Source organism: Curtobacterium sp. RIT-PI-V (assembly GCF_025642935.1).
Classification (GTDB): Bacteria; Actinomycetota; Actinomycetes; order Actinomycetales; family Microbacteriaceae; genus Curtobacterium.
In genome coordinates this window covers 49,080-60,298 of the sequence record NZ_JANZKM010000025.1, presented here as the reverse complement: position 1 = coordinate 60,298, position 11,219 = coordinate 49,080, and the positions used below count along the sequence as shown (strand labels likewise).

The window sequence follows — 11,219 nt, the reverse complement described above, 5'->3', positions numbered from 1 at the left end:
CCTTAGTAACACCAGGGAACCCCTGACCAGCACTGGTCAGGGGTTTTCTGCGTTTCCGGGCAGGCCGTAGGATCAGCCGACGACGGAGGAACGATGACCGAAGCCTGGCCGGCACTGCCCGAGGGTTCCCGCTTGGCACTGCGGGAGATCCTCATCCACGGCACGCTTTCGCGAGCGGAGATCGCTCGGTCACTCGGGCTGTCGCGGGCGAGCCTGACCCGGGCGATGCGGATCCTCGTGGCACACCGGCTCGTCGTCGAGGTCGGCACCGACGTTCGTGGGGCCACCGGTCGTCCGTCGGAGCTGCTGCAGTCGAGTTCGGGGCAGTGGGAGTTCCTCGGCGTCAAGCTGACCCGGGAGCGCCTGTACGCCGCGGTGACCGACCTGGGTGGACGGGTCCTCGCGCTGCACGAGGAGGCCGTCCCGTCGACCGTCCCGGACGACCTCGCCGACCAGATCAGCGCCGTGCACGAGCGCCTCCGTGCCGCGCACCCCGCGATCTGTGCCGTGGGGGTCTCCCTGCCCGGTGACGTCCTCACCCGCAGCGGCGAGGCCGTCGTGGCGTCGTCGCCGTTCCTCGGCTGGACCGACGTCCCGTTCGCGCGGATGGTCCGGGAGCGAACCGGGCTCGCAGCCTTCACGGCGAACGACGTCCACGCCCTGACCGTCAAGGAGCACTGGTTCGGTGCCGGCGCCGGCCGCGGGTCCATGGCCCTGGTCACCGTGGGTGAGGGGCTCGGGCTCGGGCTCATCGTGAACGGGCAGGTCTCCACCGGCGAGCACGGGCGACTCGGTCGGATCGGGCACCTTCCGGTCCTCGGTGGTGGGCCCGACTGCGGCATCGGGCACGCGGGGTGTGCCTCGAGCTACCTGCCGAGTCCGGTGATCGTGCGGAACGCCGGGCGCGAGGGATCGTCGTACGAGCAGGTCGTCGAGCTCGCGCGGAACGGTGACGAGCAGGCCGTGGCGGCGTTCGAGGACGCCGGACGAGCACTCGGTGTCGTCTTGGCCACCGCGGTGCACATCGCCGACCCTGCCGCGATCGTCCTGACCGGCGACGGGCTGCCGGTGTACGACCTGGCGCGGACGACGGTGGACGAGTCGCTCCGCGCGGCCCTGGCGCCGTACCGGCAGCCGGTGACCGTCGAGGTGCAGCCGTTCGAGTTCTCGGAGTGGGCGCGAGCGGGGGCGGTCCTCGCGATCCGGCAGCTGCTCGAGACCTGATGCGGCACCACTGGCAGCGCGTTAGTTACACACGTTGACAAACACTGCCGGAGACGGGAGGCTGGTGCGGTCCACCCATCGAAGGAGATGCCGTGACCGCTGCCCCCACCGTCCCGTGGCCGACCGACGGCCTGTCGTTCGGCGGCGACTACAGCCCTGAACAGTGGCCGCGCGAGGTCTGGCTCGAGGACGTCCGCCTGATGCGCGAGGCCGGGGTGAACCTGGTCACGATCGGGGTCTTCTCGTGGGCGCTGCTCGAGCGGTCGCCGGGGGAGTACACCTTCGACTGGCTGGACGACGTCGTCGCCCTGCTGCACGACAACGGCATCGCGGTGGACCTCGCGACGCCGACCGCCGCCCCGCCGAACTGGCTGCTGACCGCCCACCCCGAGGTGCTGCCGGTGGACGCCACGGAGCGCCGGGAGCGTCCGGGCGGACGCCTCGGGTGGTGTGCGGCGTCGATGGTCTTCCGCGAGCACGCCCTGCGGATCGTCGGTGCCCTGGCCGAACGCTACGGTCACCACCCCGCGGTGCGGCTGTGGCACGTGAGCAACGAGCTCGGTGGCGGGAACGGCCGCTGCTACTGCGAGGAGTCGGCAGCGGACTTCCGGCGCTGGCTCACCGACCGGTACGGGGACGTCGACACCGCGAACGCCGCATGGGGAACGGCGTTCTGGGGGCACACCTACACGTCCTTCGACGAGGTCTCACCCCCGCGCGGAGTCGGCGGCGCACCGAACCCCGGCCTCTTCCTGGACTTCGAGCGGTACTCGTCCGACGCCCTGCTCCGGCACTTCGACGCCGAGAAGGCCGTCATCGAGCGGCACTCGGACGTCCCCGTCACGACGAACTTCATGGTCGGTGCGGGATCGCAGGTCGTCGACTACGCCGCGTGGGCGAAGCACGTCGCGATCCCGGCGAACGACCACTACACGCTCGTCGACGACCCGCACCGCGAGCAGGACCTCGCCCTCGCTGCGGACCGTATGCGCGGCATCACCGCCGACCGCACCCCGTGGCTGCTCATGGAGCACTCGACGGGCGGCCCGAGCTGGCAGCAGCGCAACCGGGCGAAGGAACCGGGCGAGATCCTGCGGAACTCGCTCGTGCACGTCGCCCGCGGGTCCGACGGCGCACTGTTCTTCCAGTGGCGGGCCTCCACCGCAGGGGCCGAGCAGTTCCACTCCGCGATGGTCCCGCACGCCGGCACCCGCACCCGGATCTGGCGCGAGGTCGTCGCGCTCGGCCGGGCACTCCGCGACCTCGCTCCCGTGCAGGGCAGCCGCGTCGAACCGGCCCGGGTCGCGATCGTCGTCGACGAGCCGTCCGGCTGGGCGCTGCAGTCCGGGCTGAAGCCGCACCGGGCACTGCGGTACTCGCGGGAGCTCCGTACCTGGTACGCCGCGTTCCACGACCGGCAGGTGCTCACCGACGTCGTGCCCTCGGACGCCGACCTCGACGGCTACGACGTGGTGGTCGTCCCCACGATGCTGGTCGTCGAGGACGCCACCGCCGCACGGATCGCCGCAGTGGTCGACCGCGGCGCGACCCTGATCGTGACCTACCTGTCCGGCGTCGCCGACGAGACCGCCCGCATCCGCACCGGCGGCTACCCGGGCGCGTTCCGGCAGGTGCTCGGCGCCTGGAGCGAGGAGTTCACCCCGCTGCAGCGCGACGAGACCCGCACGCTCGACGACGGCGGCACCGTCACCGACTGGGCCGAGGCCGTCGTGGTCGACGACGCCGACGTCGTGCTCCGGTACACGGACGGGCCGCTCGCGGACCGCGCAGCGGTCACCCGCCGCGCCGTCGGCGGCGGCGCCTGGTACGTGTCCGCGATGCTGCCTGCCCAGAGCACCCAGCGGCTCGTGGACCGGGTCATCGAGGAGCGCGCGCTCCCGCGGACGGTCACCGCGCCTCCCGGCCTGGAGGCGGTGCGCCGCGTCCACGACGACGGATCCGTGTTCCTGTTCCTCGTCAACCACCGCGCGGACGACGTGACGGTCGTCGCGTCCGGTACGGACCTGCTCGACGGCTCCGGCCACGGGCCGGAGACGGTCGTGCCCGCCGGTCGTGTCCGCGTCCTGCGCGAGGAGCGTGCGTCGTGACCGTCGTGGACCGCGAACCGGCGCCGGCGCGCGCACTCGACGGACGGCAGGTGCAGGTCCTGCGCGGCGGCGGGGTGTCGCTCGTGCTGGCGACCGCCGACGACGGGCTGCCCGAGGTGCTGCACTGGGGCCGCGACGTCGGACCCGTCACGGTCGGCGACGGCGCCGAACTGCTGCTCGCGCTCGGACGGCCGCTCGGGCCGAGCGCCCTCGACGCGGCCTGGCCACTGACCGTGCTGCCGACCGAACGCGACGGGTGGGAGGGACGACCCGCGATCGCCGGGCACGTCGACGGGCTGCCGCTCGTGCCGCGGTGGCGCGACGTCGCGGTGACCGCGGAGCCGGGTGTGCTGGTCGTGACCGCGGTGTCCGACGAACTGCTGCTGCGGAGCACCTTCCGGCTCGACGCCGCGGGGGTGCTGCGCGTCGGGCACACGGTGACGAACGGCGCCGCCGTGCCCGTGCACCTGCAGGCACTCGAGGCGACGCTGCCCGTGGGCGAACGGGTCGGCGAGGTGCTCGACCTGGCCGGACGCTGGACCCGGGAGCGCACCCCGCAGCGCCGGACCCTGACCGCCGGCAGCCACGCGCGGGAGAGCCGCCGCGGTCGCACCGGCCACGACGCTCCGACGCTGCTCGTGCTCGGCACACCCGGCTTCTCGGACGCCCAGGGTGAGCTGTGGGGCGTGCACCTGGCCTGGAGCGCGGACTCGGTGCACCGGTACGACCTGCTCGCCGAAGCGCGACCGCTGCTCGGCGCCGGGGAACTCCTGCGCGCCGGCGAGGTCGTCCTCGGGCAGGGAGAGTCCTTCGCGGCGCCCGACGCCGTCTTCGTCTGGAGCGACGCCGGGTTGGACGGACTGTCCGACCGGCTGCACGACTCGCTCCGCAGCCGTCCCGGCCACCCGAAGCGCCCCCGGCCGGTGGTGCTCAACACGTGGGAGGCCGTCTACTACGAGCAGGGCCTCGCGCCCCTGGTCGCACTGGCCGAGACCGCCGCGGACATCGGCGTCGAGCGGTTCGTGCTCGACGACGGCTGGTTCCTCGGACGGCGCTCGGACTCGACGTCGCTGGGGGACTGGCGCGTCGACCCGACGGTGTGGCCGGACGGCCTCGGGCCGCTCGTCGACCGGGTCCGCGGACTCGGCATGGAGTTCGGGCTGTGGTTCGAGCCCGAGATGGTGAGTCCGGTGTCCGAGCTTGCGGCCGCGCACCCCGAGTGGTTGTTGCAGCGCCCCGAGGACGACGTCCGCACCTGGCGGAACCAGTACGTGCTCGACATGGCGAACCCACTCGCGCGGGCGTACGTGCTCGAGGCGATGTCCGCCGTCATCGGGGCGCACCACGTCGACTTCGTGAAGTGGGACCAGAACCGCGACATCGTGCACGCGGTCCACGCCGGACGTGCCGGCATCGACGCGCACACCCGCGGGGTCTGGACGCTGATGGACGCCCTGCGCGCCCGGCACCCGTGGCTCGAGATCGAGGCGTGCGCGAGCGGCGGCGCCCGGGTGGACCTCGGCGTGCTGGAGCGCACCGACCGGGTGTGGCCGTCGGACTCGAACGACGCGTTCGAACGCCTGCCGATCCAGCGCTGGACCGAGGCACTGCTGCCGCTCGAGCTGATCGGCTCGCACGTCGGCCCCGAGGTCTCGCACACCACCGGCCGGCACCTGGACCTGGACTTCCGGATGGCGGTGTCGTTGTTCGGCTCCGCTGGCATCGAGACCGACGTCACCCGACTGGCGCCCGCGGAGCTCGACCGGCTGCGGGCGTGGACGGCGTTGTACAAGCGGGAGCGCGGGCTGCTGCACACCGGGCGACTGCGGCACCTGGAGCTCGGCGACCCCGGGCTCGTGGCGACCTCGGTCGTGGCCGTCGACCGGTCGCGGGCGCTGGTGCGGATCGCACGGACCGAGACCGGGCCGCAGTCGCTGCCGGTGCCGCTCCGGATGCGGGGGCTCGACCGCGCGCGGCGCTACCGGCTCGCCCCCGTCACGGGGCTGCGGGTGCCGCACGGACTCGACATGGTGCCGCCGGCGTGGCTCGTGCGCGGGTACCTGGAGCTGTCGGGCGCAGTGCTCGAGGACGTCGGGGCGCGGCTGCCGCTGCTGGCCCCGGCGACCGCGATCGTGTTCGAGCTGCACGCCCTCGACTGACCCGCCCTGCCGGCCGCCGTCGGCCGTCGTCGCTGGCCGCCGCGGTGGTGCAGGCGTGGCCCAGCCGAGCGGGCGAAATACCCGGGTGCCTGACGTGGGAACCCGGGCATTTCGCCCGCTCGCGGTCCGTGCATGCCGCGCGGGCGATACATCCGGGTGCTCGGCGTGGGAACCCGGGCATTTCGCCCGCTCGCGGATGGCCCGCTCGCCGACAGCACGGTCGGCGAGCGGGCGCCCGCGTCAGGGGAGGAGCGAGCCCGCGTGGCGGAGGACGAGCGGGCCGACGAGTGCCTCGGGGTCGATGCCCGGCGCACCCGTCACCGTGAACGTCACCCACTCGCCAGCCAGCAGGGACACCAGCCCGTCGTCGACCCGAGCGGCGGGGTCCACGCGGTCCGGGAACAGCGAGACGTCCCGCGCGTAGGACGTCGCCGTCACCGTGACGACCGCCCCGTCGTCCGTCCCCGTGACCGACGTGGACAGCGGTGTGCGGGCGAGCACCTGGTCGACGACCTCGGCGAAGTCGAACACCGTGCGGGTTCCTGCTCCGGTGACGACGAGCACCTCGGATCCGGCGTCCCCGGGCACCGCGAGTGAGGCCGGCAGCGTGACCCGATCGGCATCGGCGGGTCCGGCGGCGAGCGCGAACGACGACGAGTCGAGCACCGTGCCGTCGAACGCGACGCGGGCGACCGTGACCTCGTCGGCCACCGGCGCCCCGGACGCGTTCACGAGCACGACGTCGAGCCCGCCAGCAGCCCCGGTGGCGCCCGCAGTCCCGACCGCAGACGGCTGCACGGTCAGCAGCACCGGCTGGTAGGCCTGCCGCACCGCGTACCAGACCGGCTTCCGGATGCCCGCGTGGTCGACCAGCGCCCAGGACACCACGGGCCAGTCGTCGTTGAGCTGCCAGACGATCATCCCGGTGTTGTCGGGCGTGCGGGACCGGAACCACTCCATGCCGAAGCGGATCGCGTGCGCCTGGTTGAGCTGTGACGCGAAGTGCCAGTCCTCGATGCCGGTCGGCGTCGGCAGGTGCCCACGCATGCCGTCGGCGAGCTTCCGGTTGCCCTGGTCGGCCTTCTGGTGCACGAGCATCTCGTGGCCGTCGGGGTCGAGCGGCTCGTCGTGCACCACCGCGGTGAGGGTCGACCAGGCGGGCGGGCCCTGGAACCCGAACTCCGCCACGAACCGCGGGTTCCAGTCGGCGTAGGCGCGGTAGTCGAGCCGGTTCCAGACGTCCCAGATGTGCACGCTGCCGTTCCGCTCGTCGTTCGGCGTCAGGTACTCGTCGAACGAGAACGGGCTGCCCGGCGTGTACGGACGGGTCGGGTCGAGCTCGGCGACGATCGAGGGCAGCAGCGAGCGGTAGTAGCCGTTGCCCCAGGTCCGGCCGACGAGCGACGGCCGCCAGCCCCACTCGGCGTACGCGACGAGGTTCTCGTTGTTGCCGTTCCACACCACGAGCGACGGGTGCGGGCTCAGGCGGGTGACGGCTTCGCGGACCTCGGGCTCGACCTCGTCGGCCAGCCAGGGCTCCTCGGCGTAGGCGGCGCAGGCGAACAGGAAGTCCTGCCAGACGAGCACCCCGAGCTCGTCGCAGCGGTCGTACAGGTCGTCGGACTCGTAGATCCCACCGCCCCAGATGCGGAGCAGGTTGACGTTCGCCTCGATCGCGTCGTCGATCCGGTCGGCGTAGCGCTCGGACGTCATCTCGGTCAGGTACGCGTGGTCGGGGATCCAGTTCGCGCCCCGGACGATGACGGGCCGGTCGTTCACCCGGAGCAGGAAGGGCGCTCCGTCGGCGTCGGCCGCGGTGTCGAGCGTCACGGTGCGGAATCCGACGCGGCCCGTCCAGACGTCGTCGCCGACCTCGACCCGGACGTCGTACAACGGCTGCTCGCCCTCGCCGCGCGGCCACCAGACGGCGACGTCGGGGACCTCGAGCCGCACGACGGCGGAGCCGGTTGTGCGGTCCGGGCTGGTCACGACGGGGCGCGCGCCGACGACCCGGCCGGCGGGGGCCGCGGTGTCGGCGGGGCGGACGACCGAGTCGGCGGGGGCCGCGGTGTCGGCGGGACGGACGGGAGGCACGGTGTCGGAACCGGGGTGCGATGCGGACGCGTGGTGCGGGGCCAGGGTGATCCGGGCCTCCAGTCCGGCACCCGCGTCACCACCTGCGGACGCGACGGGCGCGCTGCCGATGGCCTGCGAGAATGCGCCGGAGGAGCCGGCGAACTCGACGTCGACGTGCGCGGTGAGCACGCCGGTGGTGCGGTCCACGTCGACGAGCGGGCGGACGGCGGCGATGCGGGCGCCGCTCCACGACTCGATGCCGATCGACTTCCAGATGCCGCTCGTGGCGACGTCGATGCCCCAGTCCCAGCCGAAGTTCGACGCGTTCTTGCGGAGCGCGTTGTACGGGTGGTGGTTGACGTGGGGCAGTTCGCCGCCGTGCAGGGCGGACAGCCGCTCGGCCGCGGGCACCGGTGCGTCGAAGGTGATCACGAGCTCGTTCGTGCCCGGGCGCAGCAGGTGCCCGACGGGGAACCGGTACGCGCGGTGCTGGTTCGCGGTGGTGGCAACGACGATGCCGTTCAGCTCGATCGTCGCGAGGGTGTCCAGACCCTTGGCGACCAGGTCGTGGCGGTCCTCCGTGCTCGTGCCGGACCATGCGAAGGTGCGTCGGTACCGCCACACCGTGTCGCCGATCCACTGGGTCGCGGCCTCGTTGTCGCCGTCGAACGGGTCGGGGATCCGGCCCGCCCGCAGCAGGTCGGTGTGCACGCAGCCGGGGACGATCGCGGCGACCGGCTCCCGGTGTGCATCGGCCTGCGCCGGGCCGTGCACCGCCTCGACCGTCCACGTGCCGTCCAGGGTGGTCCGCTCCATCGCGTCTCCTCAATCGTGACGGGGCCGTGACCCGACCCCTTGACCGCCTTAGTTTACGCGTGTAACAATCACGCTCACAACGTGGATCCTGCGACGACGCAGACCGAGAGGACAACGATGTTCAACCCAACCCGTTCACGGCTCGCCATCGGCGCCGCCGTCCTCCTCGCCGCCGGCCTCGCGCTGAGCGGCTGCAGCGCGAGCGGCAACGCCAGCACGAAGGACGACGCCGCCTCGACCCTGGTCGCCTACACCGGACAGTCCGGCGACTACCAGATCAACTTCAACCCGTGGTCGCCGTCGAACATCGGCGGCGTCGGCACGATCTACGAGTCGCTGTTCTTCATCACCAACGTCAACACGAACGACCCGAAGCCGCTGCTCGGCAAGTCGTACGAGTGGAACACCGACGGCACGCAGCTCACCATCACCCTGCGCGACGGGGCGACCTGGAGCGACGGCGAGCCCTTCACCTCGAAGGACGTCGTGTTCACGCTCGACATGCTCAAGAAGCAGAAGGCCCTGAACTCGATCGGCTACGACGGCACCGCGAAGGCCGACGGCGACTCCAAGGTCGTCGTGACGTTCGACAAGCCGTCGTTCGTGCTCGGCCCGAACCTGCTCGGCAAGACCTGGATCGTGCCCGAGCACCTGTGGAAGGACATCGACCCGACCACCGACGTCGTGCGCGAGCCCGTCGGCACCGGTCCGTACACGCTCGGCACCTTCAAGGCGCAGGCCTTCACCCTCGAGGCGAACAAGAAGTACTGGGACGGCGCCCCGGCCGTGAAGACCATCCGCTACCTGTCGCTCTCCGGCAACACCGCCGGCGCCGACGCGCTCAAGCAGGGCTCGATCGACTGGCAGACCGGCCCGGTGCCGAACATGGACGACATCGCCGGCAACTACAACGGCTACGACGGCATCACCGTCGGCCAGAACCAGATGGCGCTGCTCACCTGCGCGAACACCGACCTCGGCTGCGCCGGCCCGCAGACCGACCCGGCCGTGCGCCACGCCATCGCCGACGCGATCAACCGCAAGCAGCTCAACTCGCTGGCGTTCGAGAACACCGCGAGCGAGATCTCGCCGACCTTCGCGCTCACCACGACGCAGAAGGACACGATCTCGAAGGACATCGAGCCGGCCGTGATGCCGGAGACCGCCGACAAGGCCGCCGCCGCGTCGTCGCTCGAGGGCGCCGGGTGGAAGAAGGGCGCCGACGGCATCTACGCGAAGGACGGCAAGAAGCTGTCCCTGACCGTCGAGGTCGTCACCGGCTGGACCGACTACATCACCGCGATCGACACCATGACGCAGCAGCTCAAGGCCGCGGGCATCGAGCTCAAGGCGCAGCAGTCGTCGTGGAACGAGTGGACCGACAAGAAGACCAAGGGCAACTTCGAACTCGCGATCGACTCGCTCGGCCAGGGCCCGACGGCGAACCCGTACTACCTGTACAACAACTACTTCACGACGGCGAACACCGCGAAGGTCGGCGCAGCAGCCCCGATGAACATCTCGCGGTACAGCAACCCCGACGTGGACAAGGCCATCACGAAGCTCGCGACGATCGACCCGTCCGACACCGCTGCGACGCAGCCGGAGATCGACACGATCCAGCAGCACATCGTCGAGGACCTGCCGTACATCCCGGTGATGACCGGCGGCACGACGAGTGAGTTCCACGCGGCGAAGTTCACCGGCTGGCCCACGAAGGACGACCTCTACGCCTTCCCGGCCGTCTGGGCGAGCCCGGACAACGCCGAGATCTTCAAGGCACTGAAGCCGGCGAAGGGCTGACCACGATGGGATCGCGACCGAGGAGCACTCGACGATGACCTACTTCCTGCGCAAGATCGGCTTCTACATCGTCGCGCTGTGGGCGGCACTGACGCTGAACTTCATCATCCCGCGGCTGCTGCCCGGGAACCCGGTGGACATCCTGCTCGCCAAGCTCCAGCAGCGCGGCGGGCAGGTGACCCCGGCGACACGGCAGGCGTACGAGCTGCTCCTCGGTGGCGATTCCTCGGAGCCGCTGATCTCCCAGTACGGCCACTACCTGGTCAACGTGTTCCGCGGTGACCTCGGGGTGTCCGTCAGCTACTTCCCGGCCCCCGTCACCGAGGTCATCGCGAGCTCGCTGCCGTGGACCATCGCCCTGGTCGGCATCGCCACCATCCTGGCCGCCATCATCGGCGTCGGCCTCGGCGCCTTCGTCGGCTGGCGTCCGGGCACCTGGCTCGACTCGTTCGTGCCAGCCACCACCCTGCTCGCCGCGGTGCCGTACTTCTGGCTCGCGCTGATCCTGGTGTACTTCTTCGCCACCGGCATCCACCTGTTCCCGGCGCAGGGCGGCTACGACGTCATCCTGACCCCCGGGTTCAACTGGGACTTCATCGCCTCGGCGATCCAGTACGGGGTGCTGCCCGCGGTGACGATCGTGCTCGCATCGCTCGGCGGCTGGCTGCTCGGCATGCGCAACATGATGGTGTCGACGCTGTCCGAGGACTACATCACCACCGCCCAGGCCAAGGGGCTGTCCGACGGCAAGATCCTGCGGAACTACGCCGCCCGGAACGCCGTGCTGCCCTCGGTTGCCGGGTTCGCGATCTCCCTCGGGTTCATCGTGTCCGGCTCCGTCGTCACCGAGCAGGTGTTCTCGTACCCGGGCATCGGATCGAAGCTGCTGTCCGCCGTGACCAACAACGACTACGCGCTCATGCAGGGGATCTTCCTGTTCATCACCCTGGCGGTCCTCGGCGCGAACCTCGTCGTCGACCTGCTGTACGGGCTCATCGACCCGCGGACGCGGGCGCGGAGCTAGGGAGGACAC

General features: G+C 71.5%; 6 protein-coding genes. 5 read left to right on the top strand and 1 reads right to left on the bottom strand.

Annotation, left to right across the window (positions count from 1 at the left end; translation table 11 throughout):
- Window positions 1-93: 93 nt before the first annotated feature.
- From OGL88_RS14370 to OGL88_RS14360, 3 genes are all read left to right on the top strand, one after another.
- On the top strand, window positions 94-1,224 hold the full coding sequence (locus OGL88_RS14370) for an ROK family transcriptional regulator (RefSeq protein ID WP_263091862.1): 1,131 nt from the start codon (window positions 94-96) through the stop codon (window positions 1,222-1,224).
- A 92-nt stretch (window positions 1,225-1,316) separates the two neighbouring features.
- Complete coding sequence (locus OGL88_RS14365; RefSeq protein ID WP_263091861.1) at window positions 1,317-3,332, top strand: beta-galactosidase; 2,016 nt, start codon at window positions 1,317-1,319, stop codon at window positions 3,330-3,332.
- On the top strand, window positions 3,329-5,491 hold the full coding sequence (locus OGL88_RS14360) for an alpha-galactosidase (RefSeq protein WP_263091860.1): 2,163 nt from the start codon (window positions 3,329-3,331) through the stop codon (window positions 5,489-5,491). The genes OGL88_RS14365 and OGL88_RS14360 overlap by 4 nt, the downstream gene beginning before the upstream one ends.
- Before the next feature lie 240 nt (window positions 5,492-5,731).
- Here OGL88_RS14360 and OGL88_RS14355 read toward each other — a convergent pair whose 3' ends face one another.
- Window positions 5,732-8,383: a glycoside hydrolase family 2 protein gene (locus tag OGL88_RS14355; RefSeq protein ID WP_263091859.1), complete on the bottom strand. Its 2,652-nt coding sequence runs from the start codon at window positions 8,381-8,383 to the stop codon at window positions 5,732-5,734.
- 117 nt (window positions 8,384-8,500) lie between these two features.
- Between OGL88_RS14355 and OGL88_RS14350 the strand changes: the two genes are divergently transcribed.
- The gene (locus tag OGL88_RS14350) at window positions 8,501-10,186 is read left to right on the top strand and encodes an ABC transporter substrate-binding protein (protein ID WP_263091858.1); all 1,686 of its coding nucleotides are present in this window, start codon (window positions 8,501-8,503) and stop codon (window positions 10,184-10,186) included.
- A gap of 34 nt (window positions 10,187-10,220) precedes the next feature.
- On the top strand, window positions 10,221-11,210 hold the full coding sequence (locus OGL88_RS14345) for an ABC transporter permease (RefSeq protein ID WP_111086984.1): 990 nt from the start codon (window positions 10,221-10,223) through the stop codon (window positions 11,208-11,210).
- The last annotated feature ends 9 nt before the right edge of the window (window positions 11,211-11,219 follow it).

Coding starts and splice junctions, on each gene's coding strand:
- OGL88_RS14370 (WP_263091862.1), top strand. CDS start 94: ATGACCGAAGCCTGGCCGGCACTGCCCGAGGGTTCCCGCTTGGCACTG.
- OGL88_RS14355 (WP_263091859.1), bottom strand. CDS start 8,383: ATGGAGCGGACCACCCTGGACGGCACGTGGACGGTCGAGGCGGTGCAC.
- OGL88_RS14350 (WP_263091858.1), top strand. CDS start 8,501: ATGTTCAACCCAACCCGTTCACGGCTCGCCATCGGCGCCGCCGTCCTC.
- OGL88_RS14345 (WP_111086984.1), top strand. CDS start 10,221: ATGACCTACTTCCTGCGCAAGATCGGCTTCTACATCGTCGCGCTGTGG.